The 18,259-nt window shown below is 56.1% G+C and carries 32 protein-coding genes; 8 read left to right on the top strand and 24 right to left on the bottom strand.

Annotated elements, in window-relative coordinates; all coding sequences use genetic code 11:
- The 5 genes from GYN01_RS11875 to GYN01_RS11855 are packed head-to-tail and all read right to left on the bottom strand — an operon-like array spanning position 1 to position 1,964.
- Positions 1 to 240, bottom strand: a complete 240-nt coding sequence (locus tag GYN01_RS11875; protein WP_203307162.1) for a DUF4224 domain-containing protein — start codon at positions 238 to 240, stop codon at positions 1 to 3.
- Positions 230 to 463, bottom strand: a complete 234-nt coding sequence (locus tag GYN01_RS11870; protein ID WP_203307161.1) for a hypothetical protein — start codon at positions 461 to 463, stop codon at positions 230 to 232. Before GYN01_RS11870 ends, GYN01_RS11875 begins: the two co-directional genes overlap by 11 nt.
- A 49-nt stretch (positions 464 to 512) precedes the next feature.
- Positions 513 to 971 (bottom strand): hypothetical protein, encoded by a 459-nt coding sequence (locus GYN01_RS11865; protein WP_201124392.1) that lies wholly within the window; start codon positions 969 to 971, stop codon positions 513 to 515.
- Positions 971 to 1,288 (bottom strand): phiTE_015 family protein, encoded by a 318-nt coding sequence (locus GYN01_RS11860; RefSeq protein WP_203307160.1) that lies wholly within the window; start codon positions 1,286 to 1,288, stop codon positions 971 to 973. The genes GYN01_RS11865 and GYN01_RS11860 overlap by 1 nt, the downstream gene beginning before the upstream one ends.
- Positions 1,289 to 1,337: 49 nt before the next feature.
- A complete protein-coding gene (locus GYN01_RS11855) occupies positions 1,338 to 1,964 on the bottom strand; it encodes a hypothetical protein (protein ID WP_203307159.1) in 627 nt (208 codons plus the stop codon).
- A 147-nt stretch (positions 1,965 to 2,111) separates the two neighbouring features.
- On the opposite strand from GYN01_RS11855, the gene GYN01_RS11850 reads away from it, so the two are divergent.
- Both GYN01_RS11850 and GYN01_RS11845 read left to right on the top strand, forming a co-directional pair.
- Positions 2,112 to 2,567 (top strand): hypothetical protein, encoded by a 456-nt coding sequence (locus tag GYN01_RS11850; RefSeq protein WP_203307158.1) that lies wholly within the window; start codon positions 2,112 to 2,114, stop codon positions 2,565 to 2,567.
- 1 nt (position 2,568) lies between these two features.
- A complete protein-coding gene (locus tag GYN01_RS11845) occupies positions 2,569 to 2,931 on the top strand; it encodes a hypothetical protein (protein WP_203307157.1) in 363 nt (120 codons plus the stop codon).
- Positions 2,932 to 2,942: 11 nt separating this feature from the next.
- Here the strand turns inward: GYN01_RS11845 and GYN01_RS11840 are convergent, their stop codons facing one another.
- On the bottom strand, positions 2,943 to 4,955 hold the full coding sequence (locus GYN01_RS11840; RefSeq protein ID WP_203307156.1) for a DNA cytosine methyltransferase: 2,013 nt from the start codon (positions 4,953 to 4,955) through the stop codon (positions 2,943 to 2,945).
- Between the two features lie 82 nt (positions 4,956 to 5,037).
- On the opposite strand from GYN01_RS11840, the gene GYN01_RS11835 reads away from it, so the two are divergent.
- On the top strand, positions 5,038 to 5,271 hold the full coding sequence (locus GYN01_RS11835) for a hypothetical protein (protein ID WP_203307155.1): 234 nt from the start codon (positions 5,038 to 5,040) through the stop codon (positions 5,269 to 5,271).
- Between the two features lie 4 nt (positions 5,272 to 5,275).
- On the opposite strand, the gene GYN01_RS11830 is transcribed toward GYN01_RS11835, so the two are convergent.
- Positions 5,276 to 5,665, bottom strand: coding sequence for a hypothetical protein (locus GYN01_RS11830; protein WP_203307154.1), 390 nt, complete (start codon positions 5,663 to 5,665; stop codon positions 5,276 to 5,278).
- Positions 5,666 to 5,765: 100 nt separating this feature from the next.
- Here GYN01_RS11830 and GYN01_RS11825 point away from each other — a divergent pair, with 100 nt between their 5' ends.
- Positions 5,766 to 5,975: a hypothetical protein gene (locus GYN01_RS11825; RefSeq protein ID WP_203307153.1), complete on the top strand. Its 210-nt coding sequence runs from the start codon at positions 5,766 to 5,768 to the stop codon at positions 5,973 to 5,975.
- Positions 5,976 to 6,299: 324 nt separating this feature from the next.
- Here the strand turns inward: GYN01_RS11825 and GYN01_RS11820 are convergent, their stop codons facing one another.
- From GYN01_RS11820 to GYN01_RS11795, 6 genes are all read right to left on the bottom strand, one after another.
- A complete protein-coding gene (locus tag GYN01_RS11820; protein WP_238936229.1) occupies positions 6,300 to 6,707 on the bottom strand; it encodes a hypothetical protein in 408 nt (135 codons plus the stop codon).
- 69 nt (positions 6,708 to 6,776) lie between these two features.
- On the bottom strand, positions 6,777 to 7,247 hold the full coding sequence (locus GYN01_RS11815) for a hypothetical protein (RefSeq protein ID WP_203307152.1): 471 nt from the start codon (positions 7,245 to 7,247) through the stop codon (positions 6,777 to 6,779).
- On the bottom strand, positions 7,244 to 7,477 hold the full coding sequence (locus tag GYN01_RS11810) for a hypothetical protein (protein ID WP_203307151.1): 234 nt from the start codon (positions 7,475 to 7,477) through the stop codon (positions 7,244 to 7,246). Before GYN01_RS11810 ends, GYN01_RS11815 begins: the two co-directional genes overlap by 4 nt.
- On the bottom strand, positions 7,474 to 8,118 hold the full coding sequence (locus GYN01_RS11805) for a lambda exonuclease family protein (RefSeq protein ID WP_047280544.1): 645 nt from the start codon (positions 8,116 to 8,118) through the stop codon (positions 7,474 to 7,476). Before GYN01_RS11805 ends, GYN01_RS11810 begins: the two co-directional genes overlap by 4 nt.
- On the bottom strand, positions 8,115 to 9,017 hold the full coding sequence (locus GYN01_RS11800; protein ID WP_203307150.1) for a hypothetical protein: 903 nt from the start codon (positions 9,015 to 9,017) through the stop codon (positions 8,115 to 8,117). The genes GYN01_RS11805 and GYN01_RS11800 overlap by 4 nt, the downstream gene beginning before the upstream one ends.
- Before the next feature lie 7 nt (positions 9,018 to 9,024).
- Complete coding sequence (locus GYN01_RS11795; RefSeq protein ID WP_203307149.1) at positions 9,025 to 10,221, bottom strand: coiled-coil domain-containing protein; 1,197 nt, start codon at positions 10,219 to 10,221, stop codon at positions 9,025 to 9,027.
- Positions 10,222 to 10,323: 102 nt separating this feature from the next.
- Here GYN01_RS11795 and GYN01_RS11790 point away from each other — a divergent pair, with 102 nt between their 5' ends.
- The gene (locus GYN01_RS11790; protein WP_203307148.1) at positions 10,324 to 10,596 is read left to right on the top strand and encodes a hypothetical protein; all 273 of its coding nucleotides are present in this window, start codon (positions 10,324 to 10,326) and stop codon (positions 10,594 to 10,596) included.
- Between the two features lie 109 nt (positions 10,597 to 10,705).
- Here the strand turns inward: GYN01_RS11790 and GYN01_RS11785 are convergent, their stop codons facing one another.
- The 11 genes from GYN01_RS11785 to GYN01_RS11735 all read right to left on the bottom strand — a co-directional run bounded on the left by GYN01_RS11785 (position 10,706) and on the right by GYN01_RS11735 (position 16,312).
- Complete coding sequence (locus tag GYN01_RS11785; RefSeq protein ID WP_203307147.1) at positions 10,706 to 11,155, bottom strand: hypothetical protein; 450 nt, start codon at positions 11,153 to 11,155, stop codon at positions 10,706 to 10,708.
- A gap of 642 nt (positions 11,156 to 11,797) precedes the next feature.
- Entirely contained in the window at positions 11,798 to 11,968 is a 171-nt protein-coding gene (locus GYN01_RS11780; protein ID WP_203307146.1) for a hypothetical protein, read from the bottom strand.
- Between the two features lie 65 nt (positions 11,969 to 12,033).
- Complete coding sequence (locus tag GYN01_RS11775; protein ID WP_203307145.1) at positions 12,034 to 12,576, bottom strand: hypothetical protein; 543 nt, start codon at positions 12,574 to 12,576, stop codon at positions 12,034 to 12,036.
- Positions 12,577 to 12,675: 99 nt separating this feature from the next.
- A complete protein-coding gene (locus GYN01_RS11770; RefSeq protein ID WP_203307144.1) occupies positions 12,676 to 12,948 on the bottom strand; it encodes a hypothetical protein in 273 nt (90 codons plus the stop codon).
- A gap of 63 nt (positions 12,949 to 13,011) precedes the next feature.
- Positions 13,012 to 13,197 carry a carbon storage regulator CsrA gene (gene csrA / locus GYN01_RS11765; RefSeq protein ID WP_203307143.1) on the bottom strand — a complete coding sequence of 62 codons (186 nt, stop codon included), beginning with the start codon at positions 13,195 to 13,197 and terminating at the stop codon, positions 13,012 to 13,014.
- 4 nt (positions 13,198 to 13,201) lie between these two features.
- Complete coding sequence (locus tag GYN01_RS11760) at positions 13,202 to 13,504, bottom strand: hypothetical protein (protein WP_203307142.1); 303 nt, start codon at positions 13,502 to 13,504, stop codon at positions 13,202 to 13,204.
- Positions 13,505 to 13,919: 415 nt separating this feature from the next.
- Positions 13,920 to 14,465: a hypothetical protein gene (locus GYN01_RS11755; protein WP_203307141.1), complete on the bottom strand. Its 546-nt coding sequence runs from the start codon at positions 14,463 to 14,465 to the stop codon at positions 13,920 to 13,922.
- Between the two features lie 103 nt (positions 14,466 to 14,568).
- Entirely contained in the window at positions 14,569 to 14,895 is a 327-nt protein-coding gene (locus tag GYN01_RS11750; RefSeq protein ID WP_203307140.1) for a DUF2388 domain-containing protein, read from the bottom strand.
- A gap of 42 nt (positions 14,896 to 14,937) precedes the next feature.
- Positions 14,938 to 15,276 carry a hypothetical protein gene (locus GYN01_RS11745; protein ID WP_203307139.1) on the bottom strand — a complete coding sequence of 113 codons (339 nt, stop codon included), beginning with the start codon at positions 15,274 to 15,276 and terminating at the stop codon, positions 14,938 to 14,940.
- Between the two features lie 27 nt (positions 15,277 to 15,303).
- Positions 15,304 to 15,510, bottom strand: a complete 207-nt coding sequence (locus GYN01_RS11740; RefSeq protein WP_203307138.1) for a hypothetical protein — start codon at positions 15,508 to 15,510, stop codon at positions 15,304 to 15,306.
- 34 nt (positions 15,511 to 15,544) lie between these two features.
- Positions 15,545 to 16,312 (bottom strand): XRE family transcriptional regulator, encoded by a 768-nt coding sequence (locus tag GYN01_RS11735; RefSeq protein WP_203307298.1) that lies wholly within the window; start codon positions 16,310 to 16,312, stop codon positions 15,545 to 15,547.
- A gap of 88 nt (positions 16,313 to 16,400) precedes the next feature.
- On the opposite strand from GYN01_RS11735, the gene GYN01_RS11730 reads away from it, so the two are divergent.
- The 3 genes from GYN01_RS11730 to GYN01_RS11720 are packed head-to-tail and all read left to right on the top strand — an operon-like array spanning position 16,401 to position 18,259.
- Positions 16,401 to 16,637: a helix-turn-helix domain-containing protein gene (locus GYN01_RS11730; RefSeq protein ID WP_203307137.1), complete on the top strand. Its 237-nt coding sequence runs from the start codon at positions 16,401 to 16,403 to the stop codon at positions 16,635 to 16,637.
- Between the two features lie 54 nt (positions 16,638 to 16,691).
- Positions 16,692 to 17,309: a hypothetical protein gene (locus GYN01_RS11725; protein WP_203307136.1), complete on the top strand. Its 618-nt coding sequence runs from the start codon at positions 16,692 to 16,694 to the stop codon at positions 17,307 to 17,309.
- 50 nt (positions 17,310 to 17,359) lie between these two features.
- Complete coding sequence (locus tag GYN01_RS11720) at positions 17,360 to 18,259, top strand: protein-tyrosine phosphatase family protein (protein ID WP_420850418.1); 900 nt, start codon at positions 17,360 to 17,362, stop codon at positions 18,257 to 18,259.

Here is an 18,259-nt window from a genome sequence, read left to right as displayed (position 1 = left end):
TCAACTTACTCGGGAAAAGTCAGGAGTCCATGTGGGAGTGGGTGGCGGCGGTTGAGTTGCCAAAGTTGGTGAAATTATTCCCAGTTTCATACGGGCGAACATCCGGCCAACGAGCGGGCGACCACCGCGACTTTCGACAAAGACCCAATTGCGGCTTTTAAGCCATTGGCGCTGATATCCACGGTGTTTGTACCCAGTTAGATCGGCCAGCTCTTCTTCAGAAAGAATTTCAGTTTCCATGGTTGCCTCCTGGTGTCCCAATCACATAAATGACAATCGAATACCCGGCCACAATCCAAAGCGCGGTACCGGCGAATGCACCAACCAGGTGAGCGTCAGAGCCGTTTTCGGTTAGCGGAGGGATAGCCAGGCAGAACCATGCAACGCTGGCGATCAGGTAAAGCGTGACGACCAGCAGGAACAGGCAGAGCTGTTTGGTGCTGAGAGCTTGAATTGAGGGCATAGAAAATCCTTGCCTGCCGAACTACGGCTGGCATGTAGGGGGATTGGGGTTAGGTTTTCGCTTCGGACTTTCGCTTCCGGGCCGCGATGACCAGCGCTTTCGATGTGCTTGCTACTCCGCCGGCAACGTCTTCGGGGAGAATCGCAGTCATGCAGTGGGGGCAGAGCGGTGCCATCTTCGTGCTGCGCCAGGCCTCGTCCATTACCTTCGCGGCGCGGCTACGTATCTGGAAAGTTTCGGCCTCTGCCAATTCACGCTGCCGCCGCTTCAGGGAATTCATGCCGCCACTGAAAACCCCGACAATGCCAACGAATGCGTCGAAGGGCTCGACCTCGGATTCGCAATCGCTGCACCAGACGCGGCGCTCTTTCTCGTCGTACACCAGTTTCTTGTGCTGGCAGGAGCTGGTCGGCCGTCGCGTCATACCCCGGGCAACACGCAAGTCTTCGATCTGCACGACCTTCACGCCGTACACGTAGTCCTGCGGCTCAATAGGTACGTCGCTCATTAATTCGACTCCCCCGCGATTGTGATGCCAGCAGCTTTAATTGCCATGAAGCAGCCATTGCGCATGCGTATCTTGGCGTGATGGGCGTCAAGGAAGCTGTCGTCGATGGCGTCGTCCGGCGGTTCCGGCGAAGGGCCAACCGTCGGCAGGTCCACCACCAGGGTTTCACGGGAGCGTTTGAACCAGTACCAGGCCCGGGCAACGCGCGGCACGCTGTAGCTGTCGCCCAGGCGCTGTAGCTTGATGAACCCCACGGGTAACTTGCCATTGTCGTCGCTGAATGCCTGCTCGAATTGATCCTGCATTGTCTGCGTCATGGCCTTGGCCCCTTGTAGATGAAGACGTAGGCGAACCAGAGGGTGGCGATCATGGCGTCACCCGCTTGAACTCGACCACCCAGACCCACGGGTTGGCGTTCCAGTCGCCGCCGACGGATGACCAGAGCAGTTCGAACGATTTGCGCGGATCAGCGCTGTATGTCTCGATCCCCTCGACGTGCCACCAATCACCCAGTTCGGCATGATCGGTGTAGAGCCGCACGCCTTCGGTCTTGGCTTGCTCTTCGGTGATGTCCTGCAACCGCTCGACGCGCACGTCGGAGATCTCCAGCAGGATGCGGCAGGCGGCGCGTGGCATATGAATGCTGGGCTTGTACTTCAAGCCGAAGTCTTTCCTTGCCTCGTCGCTGTGCGATCCGGGGCGGCAGTCTGCAGCGTAGGCGTAGCGCTGAAGCGGGCCGTCCGGGTCTGGGCGATGCTCAACACCGGTACCGCGCAGATCAATGAATGTCTCGCGCACCCACAGCCGGTCGCCGGGCTTGCCGTAGGGGCAGAGGCTGTTCGCCGGGTCTGCCACGTAATCTGGTGTGAAGTCTTCCAGCCAATTCAGTCCCGCGCCTTTCACCGGCCGCCGCGTGACGCTCTTCCGGCCTTCCAGGATGGCGCGCACCATCGGCGCCGAGAACAGGATCGGCCGTTCCTTTACTTGAGACATGAGTCGTCCTTACCGCTATAGCGGCTGAATTTGAACGGGAGATGGGGCGTTGAAATTCTTATCTGGCGGTTCGTTGTATGAGAAGATTGCCTCTGGACGTCAAGTTGACGCTGATACAGTTTTTTCAATCATCGGATTGGAGTTGCGATGGAAAGCTTTCTTCCCCAGTGGTTGGTTGATTTTTCGGTGATATGCTCGATTGTAGGTCTAATTTGGACTGCAGTTGTTTGGCTTGAGACTAGAAAAATCCGCCATGAATTTTTGGTCAGGATTCGATTGCCGGACATGATTAAAGAGTTACGTGATGAAGCAAAAAACTTGCTTGCCGCATTAGCGGAGTGGGAGCAGGGGGCCGATCACACGAAAACGCACTCTGCAATATCGACTCTAAAGGGCGTCCTAATGAACTTGAAGTATAAAGTTGCAAAGGATGACCTAAAGCAAGTGCTTCGCGTAATAGATTTGATAGATCAGCGGAGTATGATATTTGTTGTTAGGCCGGTTGCGACTATTACAAAGGAACACGCTTGGGCCTTGTCTGGTGATGTTAGTACTCTGGTTGCGCTGCTTGGTCAGCGGGTAAAAGATATTAAGTGGGGTTAATATGAATTTCGACTCTGATGTTGAAAGGTTTCTGGTGCAGTTGGTGCGTGAGACGTCAATTGGTAATTTGAGTTGGAGTATTACCCCTCCTCATTATTTTCTAGAGAATGCCACAGAAGATCTTATTCCTTTGAATATAGGTGCAAGCTATAACGGCTTGCAAGTTTCGGTCTACGAAGCACGGTATAAGTATTATCGCGACGAGGACGAGTGGTTTTGGACTTCCGAAATCAGGTTTTCAATTGTAAAAAATGATACGCTTGTAGTGGATTATCGTCGGCCATCTGCTCCGTTACAGCAACTTTTTGAGATGGCAAGAAGCCAAGCCGTTGGATTTGATTCTATATTTAGGAATGATTTTTAATATGTTTCAACTTAAGCGGCGAGTCTTTTATACAACCTGATGATGTCGGCGGCGTTTGCTCTGACCAGGGCTTCGGCTTCGTCAGGGCAAACGCTGTTGCCAATGAGCCTGACCTGGTTCGTCTTGTTGATTGGCAGCCACTGCTCGGCGCCGGTCACGGGATCTACGAACAGGCCTCGATCAATGATGTAGTCTTTGTCGAAGCCTTGGGCAGCCTTCAGTTCTGGCGGCTGCAGCATGCGCAATGTGATATCCACCAGCACATACCCGCCGAGCATGATCATCTCGGCGGGCTCCTTGAAATGCTCAGGCAGATGCTCATGCATGAAGGCGGCGCAGCGGCGGGCGCCTTCCATTTGCTCTGGCGTCAACGTATCCGGCACCTGCACCACTTCGACCAGGGCAACGCGGTCTTTTGTCGGCAGCGTGTGCATCGGCTCTGTCAGCGAAACACCGCCTTTGTCACACCCGTAGTACTTCACCAGGTATGCAGTGGCCAGTCGCTGATTGGCTCCCGACTGGCAGATGGTGGAGGCCGGCTGGTAACCGGATCGGCCGTCGCCCTTGTAGAAACCGCCGTTGGCCTGTTCGAAAAACGCCGCCGCTACAGCGTGGTGACCGGTACTGGTGGCGACTACACCCAGCGCCCCGTCGACGTCTGCACCTACTGACCCCTTTCGTAGCGTGACCAGGTTCGCCGCGACTATCCCGTGACGCGCCGCACCGGCCAGCACGGTCTGCGCAGGGTCATCTGGCGAGCCTCCCACGGCGTTCTGGCCGAAAGCTGTCATGTGCCCACAGACAATGGCCTGTTCGCCGCGATTCGCGCCGGTGACCGTGCGTGCTGACTCGTCCGGCGAGTAGCCGCTGCGCTCCCCGTGGTGTGTAAGGTGGGTGAGGTGACAGGCCGCCATCGCGAAATGACCACCTTTCACCTGGGCAACCTGAGTGCGCAGCGCCTCCTGCACGTCGAAGTTTCGCTGGGATGATCCGTTGGCGCATTCGGTTAGGAACGGCGCCGCCACGGGCTGCACCAGCGCGTGATGGGTACCGCCGGCGCTGATGGTCGAAACCGATTCATCCACGCCGTGGGTGCTGGTATGCGCTTCTGACGTCCCGCGCATCGGCACAATGAATGGCTTCTCACTGGTGATGACGTGGCGCCACATGCCTTTGGCCACCCGGCGGCGGGTATTCAGTGCCATTGGTTTATCCCGGAAGATCGTCTTGCCCAGGTTGCTCCAATCAATGCACTCGGCGGCTGTGCGCCACGGTTGCTGTTTCGCTGTAGGCTTTTTGTGTCGTACCGGCTCTGGCCAAACGATCGGTAGACCGTCGCTGCGCGCCACCAGATACAGGCGCTTGCGGATGGTTGGGGCGCCGGCGTTCGCAGCGATCCGCTCCCTCCATTCGACGTTGTAGCCGAGCCCCCTGACCAGGCTTTCCACTGGCACGAAATCGCCGATAGATTGCAGAACTTCCGGCATGTCGGGGTGATCCGCTGGCAATCCGGTGCTGAGCGCTGCAATGAATGACTTGAAGGTGCGGCCACGTTCGGCCTTGATCGGCTGGCCGTGCTCGTCGATGGGCCCCCAGTCGCAAAATTCTTCGACGTTCTCCAGAAACATCAGGCGAGGTCGGGTGGCGTGCGCCCAGCGGACAACAACCCATGCCAGCCCGCGCACGCCACGGTCACGCGGTGCACCGCCCTTCGCTTTGCTGTGGTGGCGGCAGTCAGGCGAAGCCCACAGGATGCCGACTGGCTGTCCGCCGGTGGCCATGACTGGATCAACCTCGAAGACGTCAGCGACGTAGTGCGCGGTCTGTGGGTGATTGGCGCGGTGTACGGCTAAGGCAATCGGGTTGTGGTTCACAGCCACGTCCGGCTCCCGGTAAGCCCGGGCAATACCGGTGCTTGCACCGCCACCGCCGGCGAACAGATCTACCACCAGCTCTTTCTGGAATGGCAGGCCCATGCTCGGTTGGGCATGGATGAATGGGGGCTTCTTCTGTTGTGCGGACATAGGGGATCCTCGCCGGCTGGCGTGATTGCTCAATTTGGTTTATTTGTGTTCTGCCCGGCATTTCGCCGGAAAGGAGATACTGATGGCGACAAATCGGGAAGGTGCGCTGGAGATTGCGCTGATTGGTGTTCTTGCGGCTGCCGATCAGCAGGGGCTTGATCTGAAAGCTCTCGGGGTGCGCGCGAAAGAATTGATCTCCCTATATCCGAGTGAGTCCTTAAATAGCGACGAGCGTGCGGCCGGCGCAGTTCATGAGATCGACAAAGCCCATGCCAAGGTTGCCGAGGGGAAACGGTTGTCTGGTATCTCCGAGTAAGAGATCAAGCCGCCTGACTTTCCTGCTTGGGCGGCCACTCCGAAAACCCTATGCGCGGCACCTTTGTCTTTGGATTGATGATCGGCTTGCCCTTGGCATCCACCAGCACGGCCTTCGCCCTGATCTGCATGTCTCGGCACCTCAGGGTCTTGCGGGCTAACTCAATGAACTGCTCGGCGTACTGCGGCGCGTCGAAGAGTGGCGAGAGCTGGCGAACCGTACCCCCCCCCATAATCTTCTCGGTGCGCTTGGCGACCAGCTCCAGCCATTCAGCTTCCGGGATCGGCTCAACGCCGCCAGGAGCCTTCGGGTTCTTCCGGGTGCCGGCCGTTTTCTTTCGGGCCTCGGTCTTGGCGACATCGAGGGTCATTCCAAATACTGCAAAGGTGCTCATGGGTTATCTCCAGTCGTGCGCCTGCCTCGCCGGCTGGCGTGATTCGTTGATATGAGGTATTACGGGTGACCGGCATGGAGCCGGATCAAGGAGAGGGCAGATGTCTCAAGAAGCCAAAATCATTGCGTTGGAGCACGTTGTGTTTCAACTTCTGAAAGAGCTTGAACTCAGAGGCGGGATCAGTTCTGACATGATCTTGAATAGCGCTCTAGGATCAATAAAGAACAATGCCTATCCGGGAGATCCTGAGCGTATCGACGCAGCGGTGGGAGCCCTTAAAGATGCATGGACCTTCCTGGGTAAGAAGTAGGTCCGAACAGATGTGTGAAGCTTCAAGCTCTATTCGGAAAACAGATATTTGAGGTGTTCAATGGAAGCTTGGGTGGCAGGATTGCTAGGCACACTTGTCGGTACTTTTGGCTCGGTTGCAGGTGTTTGGATCCAGAACCACTTCCAAGCCCGAAGAGAGCGAGTGAGGATGGTCATGGAGTTCGCCGTACAGGACCGCAAAAACCTGATTGATGAGGCGAAGGCGTCCGGTAAGGGGGGGCCGGTTGCGCCGGTTGCGCTTTTTGCGCACTACCATGGGGAGCTTTTTAGGTTGATTGAGCGAGGGAATTTTTCTGTTCGAGAACTAGATAAAATTTCTGAAGACAACTCGAAACTGTGGGCGTCCATCAAAAAAAATCATGCCAAACAACAGGCTGGTGAGCTGTAGCTGCGGGGATGTATCTTCGTGGCCCGGATCGCGGGTTAGCTCTACCAAGTTTTGATTGTGAAATACCCGCGCCCCGTTTTCGCTAATCACAATTTCGTGGCGCGGATACCGCAAGAACTCGATCAGCTCGTCGTTTGCCATCAAATCCATCTTCATGATGGCGATCTGCAAAACCTCGCTGATGATCGGCACCTGGCCTCGCAGTCGGATACGCTCCATCGCCTGCTCGATACCCGGCCTGACCTTGTGCCGCAATTCCTTCTCGGCGACCGACAGCCGCTTCTGCGCAGCCTTGGCCGACCGCTCCTGTACCGTTTTGGCCATGGCCTACCTCTTCTATTCCGCTGGCAGGCAGTGCGAGCCAGGTTTGACGTTTGCGTTGCTGGATGCGGGCTATGCGGCGCATGAATCGACCTTCACCTGGCACCAGGCGCCGACGGCTTCGAAGATCCGTGCGGCGTGCGCCTCATCCAGCGATATCGCTTCTGGGATGGCGATCCAACCCGAAGCCACCATCTGACTTTGATTGGCCTCGTCGCGCAGCTTCTTGTAGCAATGCTCGATTACGTCCTCCAGGTGATCGGAGAGGTAAACGCCATCGGGCGCCACCTCCACCGACTTGCTGTAGCGGTCGCCGCGGGCGTCGATGCAAAGCGCGGTCAGGTAGATCTTCCAGCGGTGGGGGATACCGCAGACGGCCTGGCCAATCTTCCCCGGTGCGATGTTCTTCAGCGACTTGTAATTGATCATGCCCTGGCGCCCGCTGGGGTCGATGTTCACTACAGCGACGTGATTCGTGTTCAGTAGCGAGCGGCAAGATCGCTCCATCCGAACGCGAACGTTATGCGGTTTGCGCTTGCTCATAATGCCTCCGCAAGCTTGCGCAGAACTTTGCGCTCAGCAAGAGTTGGTGATTTACGGCGGCGTTTCAGGATGGTGTCAGGATCAACCTTGTCAGAGCGGGTCGGAAATACTGGTTTGAATGCGAAGCTGCGCGCTTGAATTATCTGCCCGCCAGAATTGAAGAAGGCCGCTTTTGCAGCCTCCAGTTGAGCTTGGCGTTGAGTGCTTGCGAGGATTTGGTTGTCGATCATGCCGCTTTGCTCCGCAACTTTTCCTCATAGCCGTCCACTAGCAACTTGAACTGCCAAAGATCGGCTTCGAGCTTTTCGATATAATCATCGTCGCGCTTGAACTCCTGCCACCAAAGTTGGCGTCCGACCACTTTCAGGTCAGGGCAATACATCCCGATATGCCACCACTTTCGGCCAGTGATCCACATACAGCCTTGCACCTGGTCCATTATTTCGCTGGCATCGTTGTCGATGTGGAATGAGCGAAGTTTTTCGGGGGCGAGGAAGCACTTGTACTCGGCGCCGCCATCATCACCAATGAAACCGTCAGCACTTGCGCCAAACACGCCGTCGTCCGTTTTGACCAATCCAACTTGAGTCACGATTAAACCGGTTTGTATTTCATGCTCCATTCGGGCTTCAGGTTCGAGTTCGTGGCCTCGGCGCATTTGCCACGTTTCAAAACCGTTATCCAGAGGCTTGCCGCCGATACGCTCAACTGCGAGACGGAAGGCGTAATCAAGAGCCTTTGCAGTCGGCTCGCCTTTATTGGGGCCCGATTTGAGTCGGGCGCGAGCATCACCGAACATGCTTGCGGTAATGACTCCGGCCCGTTCTTGGTGCCAGGCTTCTGAGCCTTGAGTGCAATTGACGATGATCATTCGTTCACCTCTTCAAATTCGACTTCTTCTTCAGCAGGCAAGACTTCCTCTGCCGGTTCTGGATCAGCTTTCACCGCAGCGGTTTTCAACTCAGTGCCACGGGCAGTTACTGCGGCCTTAAGCGCGTCGTACGAAGCTGTGTCTTTGACCTCATTGATTGCCGCGACTCCAGCCTTCCAAACTTCAGTCAGCGCCTCTGGCGTTACTGCTGCGTTTGCTTGAGCAACCCAGTGTGCCGCCAGTTCAGCGTTGTGCGGGGCGGGGGTGGGCTTTTGGCTATTGGGGTGAAAGGATTCCAGTGGTCTTAGCTCTTCAGGCAAGTCCTCGATGTCCTGCGTGAATATGTCCGAAGCGGCAGTGACGTTGAGTGTCATTGCGATCATGGCGCGCTTGCAGGCCATTTTGAGGATGGTGTTGGCCAGGTCTGCTGGTTCGGTGCGGATCTGGTCGGCCGTATTGCCGTTTTTGTAGTATTTCTTACGGCGCAGATTCTCCGGAGTGGCGTCCAATTCCGCTTTGCAGATGACGCCGCGCCACTTGTACTTCTCTTCGCTGGACGAGCATTCGCCTACGCCTTCGCCGAGGGCGACGCCGGTCATCTGGTGACGACCAACACAAGTGACCCGGTAGCGTGCTACGGCTGGGCCGGATAGATCTTCAATTCGGTATTCCTGCGCAACCCGGAACGTCACACAGAGCACCTCTGCACCCGGCTTGTACAGGGTTGGCTTCTGGGTGCCTGGGATGGTGCCGTAGTGCGTTTCCCGCTTCATGATGCCTTGCATCACTTCCTGTACCAGGTTTACTCGCTGGCGAATTTCAACTGCCGAGAAGCGATGCACCTCTGCAGCGGTTAGGCCAGCACTTTCGCGCGTTGGCATTTGGATGATTTCGTTCATGACGACCTCAGTAAGTGATGGCGATGGCTGGAATCTTGCGCTGAGCAATCAAGGTGACTGCCTGTTTCGCGCATTCCACGGGCATACCGCCGGCGATAAATGCGTCCAGCGCGGCGCGGTTGATCTTTGCTTTGTGCGCCTTGTCCGCCTCCCGCGCGGCGGCTTGGCGGTTGATCTCGTCGGCAGCGGCATTTGCCCGAGCGATCTCTGCGAGTCTCGCTCGCTCAGCGGCTTCAGCTTGGCGGCGATCCGAGTCAATGCGCTCTTGTTCTGCACGCTGTTCAGCAGCGACTCGGTCGGCTTCGGCCTGAGCCATCGCTTGCTTATGTCGCAGCTCGTCGTCGATCTTCTGTTGCGCGGCGCGCTGCTCCGACTCGATCTTTTCGCGCGCTGCCTGGGCGGCGGCGCGCTCCGATTGCTCAGCAGCCAGCTTCAATTCCAGCTCCCGGCGATCAGCGGCGGCTTTTGCTTCGGCTTCACGCCTGGCTGCGGCATCACGTTCTGCCTGTGCACGCTGCTCGGCTTCGCGGCGGGCGCGCTCCTCAGCTTCCCGGGCGATTTGGGCGTCACGCTCGCACTGGGCCTGCGCTTCTGTTTCGGCGCGCAGCCTGACCAGTTCCGCCTGTTCGGTTTCATATTTCTGGCGGGCGGCGAGGGTGGCGCGCAGCTTGTCCAGAACCTGATCCTTGGTGCGGGCAGCTTCAGCCTCGAACTCTTCCCAGTGCTCGCCCATCTTCACCGCCTCAACCGAGGCGATAGACTCAAGCAGTACCGCGGCGGTGACGTCCGACAGATCCAGGGCAAAATCCGCAATTGCCTGTACGGCATCGACGTGCCGATCCTTGCGAGCCTGCTCTGCGGCTTCCCAGTCAGTCAGCGGCTTGCGAACTTCCTCTTGCCACGCGCTCAGCAGCTCACGAACGCGCTTGCGCTCGGCGTCGATCTTCTTCGGTACATCCTTCAGCTCTGCAACAAGTTCTTTGCCCAGGCTGTCGAGTTTCGTTTTTGATCCCGCCAGGCTGTAAGCAATCGAGCGATACGCGTCTTGGCCCTTTTTGGTTTTAACGTCAGGTGCCGAGGCGTTGAACTTGTCGATTTCTTCCCGAACGCTTTGTAGGTACGGGTCGAGGCCTTTGGGGGCGCTGAATACTGCCAGGGCTACTTCTTTAGCTGGCAGGATCGCTAATTGTTGTTCTGCGGACATGGGTGCTCCTTGCGCCATGCCGTTACCGGGGCGCTGTGCGTTTTAAGTTGTATGTGGGATATTTTGTGAATTGACGATCAGGCGGATCAGGAGGATCAGGAAGTGCGTAAAACAAAGATCATTACGGCACCAAAGCCGAGTTCAGGCAGTTACAGCGGAACAATAAAAAATACAGGACTCAGCCAGCGGGAAACTCTGGAAGAAATCATGATCAACTTGGCAACCGCACTCGGCGCTAAGGAAATCCACAAGGCCTTGACGGATCGGTTCAGCTATATCTATGAGGTCCAATATCCTGGTCTTGGCAGCTTTCAAAGCGCGTCCAACACCATTCTTGAGCTGTCCAGAGCCGTAGCGAACAAAGCCAAAAGCTAACCCGTAACTCGATCAGCGAGCGCGCTGAGCAACATCAGGAAGGTGAAGAGGGCGAGCGCAGGGAATGAGCCGCGCCACAAGAGATAGCGGCGCTGGCGTTGGCGGTTGGTCACGCGGCATCTGCCTTACCCTGCTCGAACCGATCCGCCGCAGCGTCTACCGCCAACTCTTCGGCGCGAGCTTCGCCGTATGTGTTGGCCCAAGGTCGAATCAGGGCCTCTGCAACATCGTGCAAGGCAGTTGGGTGGTGCTTGACCTTAGGTGGGCCGAGAGCAGAACAGGCCAGATCGAAGGCCTTGCCATGAACGCGGCGCCCGCCGGCAACGATTTCGCAAATCATCTGCTCAATCGGGTATTCGCGGTTGTCGGTCAGCAGTGGGGCGATCTGCTCTTGGGCGCCCAAGTGTTCCGCTAATGCCTCGTACAGCGATTGCGGTGTGACCAGAGCAACCGACTTGCCGAAAGGGCGCGGGGCGGTGACGTTATCGCCGCAGATCAGGCTGTTGATTGCATCGTGAAGCCAGTCGGGGCCTTCGACGGTATCGAGAAAATCAGGCATGGCAGCTACTCCTGCTCAAGTTTGCATGCATAAGCGCAGGCGGCGTTGTGGTCACGCCGGAAACCCTTCACCTTGTTGGTACGGGCGTCGACGATGTGGAAGAACTCGCCGCTGACAGGGATTACCCGGTAGCGTGGGGCACATTTAGGTGAAGTGGAGCCGACCAGTCCGAGGCTGATCGCTACAGACATGTTTCGGCGCTGGTGCATTGCAAGCGCTATATCACAGTAAGCGCGGTGACTTGGGTTCATGGTCGCCTCCAAGCGTAAACCGCATTAGCCAGATGCCAGGCACGGGTGACCAAGCCCAGCCGCGAGACTGGCCTGGCATCTGCTAATGCGGTCTTTGTGGTTTAAAGGGGGGAGGGTGCCGGTTACGCTGTCCGGCTCCAGCGCTGACGTCGCGATAAGCGACCTAGCCAGCTGGACGTTGGTGATGCGGGTGTGCGGTTATAGGCCGCAGTTTCGTCCGCATCGGGGTGTGATCCGGCAGGAGCCAATCCCTGCATCGACCCGAGTTCATTCCTCCGGGCCTCGCTGGATGGAAGCTGTGCTGCTTGGCGGCAGGATTCAGATCACACTCCGATACAGCCTCTTGCGAGGGATCGGGCAGTTAACGACAAGCTGTCGTGACGCTGGTTGTTCAGTTTGGAATCGGGTTCTCTGCTTCGTAGCGCAGATTGCTATCGGCGTCATACCAGCCTGCCACCCAATCGTCACAGAGACTTTCATCAAGAGCCGATCCAGAAATTCTGGATGCGTACCCTTCGTCATATGGAGACAGGTCAACGCTCTCATCAACAATTCGAATCATCGCTTAGCACTCCATTGGGTTGTTTTCCCAATGCCCACCGCTTTGGATGGGCATCAGTGAAAAGGTCAGTACGGCTTTTCAACCTTCCCTTGGTCTTGCAGGCTTTTGATGTGAAACAGGCCGTCCAGCATGGTGTCCATCTGTTTGGCCAGTTGGATGCGAAGGCCGTCTTTCAGGGCGCCCGATACGTTGCGTACGCTCTGGGTCATTTCCTTCGTGAAGTCTTCGGCGCAGACCTGAGTCATGATGTATTCGGCTCGGGTGACCGTGTTGTAGTCGCTCGTTGCGGCCTTGCCGGTGCGCGGCTCAACCTTGGCTGACCAGTAAGCGTTCACGGTCCTTTCCAGCTCTTTGCGAATGGTCGTGGCCGGACCTTCTGGCTCGCCCCAGGTGTTAACGCGGCGATATTCGCGCTCGAACGAACCGTTGATGGTTTCGTTGATTGCGGCTTCAATTTGCGCCGTCACACGCTCGTTGAAGATCTTGTCGATGCGCTTCTTCAATTCGGTAGCGACCATGCCGGAAAGGTCATCGCCGTCGCGCAGAAGCTCATCAGATACCTTGGCTACGATTGCGGTTTTCAGATCGTCTTCGTTGATGTTGAGCATTTTGTGACTCCCGTTGATTTCCAATGCGGCCTCATAGAAGCGTCATCAGCAAATCTGTGGCGCCGTGACCCGCGACAGGCTGTCGTTCGCGCTGGCTGATCATTCTTCCTCGTCTTGATCGAGCATCTTCTCGATGTCGGCGGCTACCGGCTTCTTCCAGTTTGTTATCTGGCCTGTTTCCAGATCGATGTTCATAATCAGGTAGTCGCCGTAATGCTGGCCGGGAAAGAAGTCCGGCACGTAGCCTTCATAACTGCCTACTTCTTCGCCTTGGGCGTCTTTCAGGCCAGCAGAGAAACCGTCGCGGATCTTGATGTACAGATGCAGTTCGGTAATATCGACCTGCACTGTTTTTTGTTGGTTGATTTGCATATCGCATCCTCGGTTGTCATCCCAAAGCCCGCTCAGCGAACGGGCTTCAGTGATGCTTTCCACTCAAGCCGCGCTTTTAGGTTCGCGTTCTGCCTGAATACGCTGGTAAATCTCATCCCGGTGAACCGCAACATCAGCCGGGGCGACAATTCCGATCTTCACTTGCTGCCCGCAAACGCTCAGCACCTGAATGCTGATGTCGTCGTTGATGCGGATGATTTCGCCTACGCGGCGGGTGAGTACCAGCATGGTCCTACTCCTTGTTGGTTGATTTCCCGTCAGGCCCTCTTGGGAAGGCCTGCCGGTGAAAGCTTCGGGCGACTTGCTCTAATACTTCACGGCTGAAGGCGCGGATGTTCATATGCGCCGCAACCGTCATTACTTGGCGTTGCTTGATGTAACTGCGTAGCGAAAGGTCTGCCAATCCAGCTTGGTCAGCTTCGAGCGCTGCGATTGCCTCATCGACGCCGTCGAACCACTTTTCCAGCAACTTCGCGCACGATGTGGCCGCCTCGTTCACGAGCTCATCGCTTGCTTCAAACACTGAATTGCTCATTTAGTCTCTCCGGTTGTTTTCCCAATGCACCCGGTTGCCCAGGTGCATCAGTGAAAAATTCCACCCCATTGCCGCTGGATTGAGCGGGGCGCATTGCTTGCCGGGTCGTTCACTCGGTTATGGCTTTTCGCCATCGATCAGCCGTACAGGGTTCTCCTGTCGTGGGCGGGCTATCTGACCCGTCTGATCGCCGGTCGCCGGCAGAGGCAATGCGGTCTATTGGTATTCCGTTTGTTGCGCTGGTTGTTAAAGAGCTTCGCGGCTTTCACTACTGGGCCTGTGTTGCTGGGCTTGGGATTAAATATGTACTAATGGTTCACTAAAAACAAGAACCAAAAGTACATATTTTTCTTTGGCGCTCAAAAAAGCCCGCTTTGAGCGGGCTTCGACGTGGACTTTATTTGCTATAACCGGCTTATCCTTTGTATGAGAGCTCTCCAAAAAGGGAGTTGTTTTCTCTGATTTGTCTGAGCACCGCAACCGCTTCTCTCTTTTCCTCATATGGGCCGATGACCACGACTGCACCGTCAGGTTTTTCGCAGGGCAATCCCTCGTCCTCCATGATTTTCTGGGTGGCATCAAACTCCATGCCGGGCCGGCATGGTATGCGTACTGTCCAGCCCGCAGCAGGGATCACGCGAGTCGCTTGTTCAACCTCTGCCCCGCAGTGCTTGCACTTAATAGCTGCATTCTTGATGGTTTCAGCGCAAAGGGGGCAGGGGCGGGTATCCATCTCGGCTAGCGCTGAAGGGGCAGAGGCTGACACCTTGCCACCTAAAATCAGCATCACGAGACCAGCCAGGGCAATCATCCCGCCCACAATCGCGTGCACCTGGCGGTCTGCCATTAGGCCAAGGTTGTTAACTCTTCCCATGCCCGTTGACACTGAGACGTCCATGCTTAGCGCGAAAACTACCCAGCAGATGCCCACTATCAGGGCAAATGTACCGAAGCCTTTCATTGGATCTCTCCCTAAATTAAGCCCGGACTTTACCATTCGTGGCGCACAGCCACCATTTATGGCAGGGATGGGCCGCGACAACACTTCCGCCGCCAAGGAAGACTCAGGGGAGTACTGCAATCGCCAGGGCCAGTTGCGTGTCTGACATCAGCGGCGGTGAGCTGGTCGAGCGGTAGTATCTGGAGGCCTGCTCAAACTGGGCCTCGCGAATCTCTCCGTCCGAACCAATGAACGCCAGAGCGTCGGTCTTCGCCGATTTGAAAATCTTAGGCGGCTCAGTCTTGAGGGATGTGGTCGCCCCAATTAAAATGGTTGGCGCGGAGATTGTGATAAATATCGCGGCAGCGATAGGGTTGACGTCGTCACCTGACACGGCCTGCGTGCTGACCGATATTAGTAGGGCAGCTGCCAATGTCTTCCGTGAGTCCATTCTTCGATGCGTCCATCCGAATGCCTCGAATTAGGCAAAAAACTATTCGTTGTAGAAATAATAGCTCTTTTGACCATCCTCAATCCAAGCGTTGAAAGCTCTGCCCACCAAGGCTATGGACGACCCGGGTCGGTAACTGTGTTTGGCATCATAGAAAAACACAGTGGTATGCCAAGGTACGCCATCGCGTATTAACGGCAGCAGAAAATTAATCACGCTGTAGTCGTCCACCTTGTCAGCGTCCAAAGCTTTGCTAACGAGCTCTCGCAACTCGGGAGCTCGTGTACGCATGCACCCGAGCACTGCGATCCCGCAAGATTTAAGGGCATAAATAATCTCTGGAATATCTTCCTCACCGTCCAGAAAGGTAACTGATGCCATTACTACTCCTAGATTCATCCAGCCGGCTCAGTGAAGAGTCACAACCCGCCCATTCTCACCAATCCTGATCCTATCCAGCGCTCGATTTAAAGCATCCAGCGCATCGAGCAGGGCTTTTGCCTCGGCTTCACGACCATCGCCCCAAAGGCGCTCAGCCATTTTGTTCAGCTCTTGAATAGATCCTTCAATATCGGCCGCGGTCACCGCCGCAGTCTGACCAGGTTTCTCGGTCATGATCAATTCGCCTGCCGCTCCACTACGATGACGCTCATAAATCCCCGCCGCGCCAAATCACACGCCCAAGAATCCGGTGCTCGTTGATTTCTTCGTCTGAAAGCACTTGGTCCGGGTATTTGGACTTATCAGGGTTGTCGCTACGGATAATCCAGGCACCATCCTCCGAACTCACAAGGCGCTTGACGATTTCACCATCAAGATTGCACATAACAAAGATTTGACCATCTGCAGGCTCTATACGGGACTCATCGACCAGCATCACATCGTGGTCATTGATCGTTGGCCACATGCTGCTGCCGTGGGCGTAGATCACCTTAAGGTTTTTTGCTTTGACGCCCTTGGCACGCAACCATTCGGTTTTAAAGGCAAGGGTGTTGCGCAGGACAACGTGAGGATTATCGCAGCCCGGTCCGGCTGCCGCTCTTGCGTCGTACTGATCGATGAATGTGTATTGACCTTCGAAATCGTTAGAGAAATCGTAGGGCATGGGCGGTCGCGCTAGCGTAGTTACTTGCGCTGGCGGGACGGGCTCGCATATCGCTGTGGCTGACTCGCCAGGCCCAGGTCCCGCCCCATGCTGCAACCACTCAACTTTCACGTCGAGAGCAGTTGCAAGTGCCAGCATTTTTGCCGCTCCAGGGATGGACTCCCCATTCATCCATTTGCTGGCAGCTTTCGGTGTGACCTTCGCCATTTTTGCCAGGCGAGCGCCAGCCCCCCATTGCGGAATTTCTTTTGCCTCAAGGGCTTTTTTGAGGCGAGCGACAAAGGCTGCCCTTAAATCATCTATATGAACCATAGGTTCAATATGGCATGAGCTTGCATGTACTTTCAGTTCCGACTTAATATGTACCGACAGTTCATATTTAGGGCCGGAGGGCCACGCCATGAGCGCTCTCAAAGAATCAATCACCAAGGTAGGAGGGGTTGCAAAAGCTTCGGCAATTTGCGGAGTCAGTCAGCGAGCTATCTACAAATGGATCGCTGCTGAATCTTTACCTCGCACTGAGTATTCCGGTGAAACCCGTTACGCCCATTTACTGGCAGCTGCTTCTGGTGAATTTGCCGCTGAATGGTTGCTTGCTAAAGCGATGCCCGGGCAAGCAATGAAGTTGGCTAGCTAATAGCCATTTCTATCCGCGGCTTCATTGACACCAGACTAAGAGAGAGCAGTTCACATGCAAACGTCCAGTTCCAGACACATCCTTCAAACCCGTGATCAGGTCCTGGTCGCCCACGCTGCAAACCAGATAGCACGCACCAGTCTTAGCCAGGACGATTTCGCCCAGGCGCTGAGCCGTGAGCTACATCTGTCGTGCCCTGAGAAGGCCGTCTCCAAAGAGGTGCCTGATTTCGCGGCCCTGACCACGCAGAACGACGTAGCTGAGTTCGTGAAGGCGACCGGTCGTTGGCTTAAGCGTGTTCAGCGGTGGTTGTCCGGCGATCAGGAAATGCCTTCCTGGCTGGAAGAGTCGTGGGTCAATGCCCTGGAGCCTGAATTCCGCGACCACTGCGTTAACGAACTGGCGAGCCGCCACGGCTTGACCGGGGCCCGCCAGATGATCAGCGACCAATGCGCGAACAAAAGCTTCGGCGCACTGATCCGTGCCCTTGGTGACGTGATCGATACCGGCAGCGAAGTGTTTGACGACCAGGTGATGTGCGAACTGGATCTGCCGCACTTGCCGGCTTTCGCCAAGGAGTGTCGCCAGGTAGAGGCTAAGGCTGGTGAGCTGGGGCGTCGTGCGGAACAGTTGCTCGCTTCGACCCCAAGAAATTTGAAATCTGTTTCTTAATTTTCCCGCGCATGCGCGGATCAGTGCGCTACGGCTGTGCACTAGTAGATATGCAGAACCAAATCCCAGGCACAAAAAAGCCACCGGGCATGGTGGCTCATTCATTAACACTTCGTGAGGCCGATTATATGCAAACCCAGCCACATATCAATACCCCCAACAATCTCGCGCCACGTTTTCCGCAATCTGAAAATGTGGCGCGGGGTGTTTCTATGTCCAGCCTTGAGCTGGTCGACTTCATTAACTCGAAGCGCGATAAGAACGAGCCAACTCTCACGCACAAAAACTTAATCGCAAAGGTTCCGCGTGTTCTTGGTGCCGATCAATCGGCTAAATTTTCAGCCGATTACCTTGATACTCGTAGTCGCATTCAAAAGTGCTTCGTCTTCCCTAAGCGGGAAGCTTGCCTCATTGCCATGTCGTACAGCTATGAGCTTCAAGCGCTTGTCTTTGATCGCATGACGGCTCTTGAGGATCGCGAGCGCGCACGTTCGCTACCCAGCAACCCGAAGATCGTCGGCGAGCTGGCCATCCTTGAATGCTTTGACCGTCTGCTGAAACCTGCACCCTCCAGCAAAATGATGATGTTGGCTCAGATCGCCGCAAACAACGGGCTCGACGCCAAATTTCTGCCGGGCTACGCCATTGATGCTGCCTCAGACGCAACTGGTGGCAGCTCCATGCCGACCAAGGCCGTTACCGCATTGATCAAAGAAAACGGCATCAGCAGCACCGCCGCCGCTTTCAATCGCGCATTGGCAGCTCATGGCTTCCTGAAACCACTGACACGCGTGAACTCGAAGCGCGAAACGGTGGAGTTTTGGGGTGTGACCGATAAAGGCCTCAAGTTCGGCAAGAACCTCACAAGCCCTCAGTGCCCGCGCGAGACCCATCCTCACTGGTACGTGGATCGCTTCCTTGAACTGGCCACATTGGTCGGGAAGGTCTGA

The sequence above is a fragment of the Pseudomonas weihenstephanensis genome, from assembly GCF_016812185.1.
Classification (GTDB): domain Bacteria; phylum Pseudomonadota; class Gammaproteobacteria; order Pseudomonadales; family Pseudomonadaceae; genus Aquipseudomonas; species Aquipseudomonas weihenstephanensis.
This window is presented reverse-complemented; position numbering and strand designations above follow the sequence as displayed.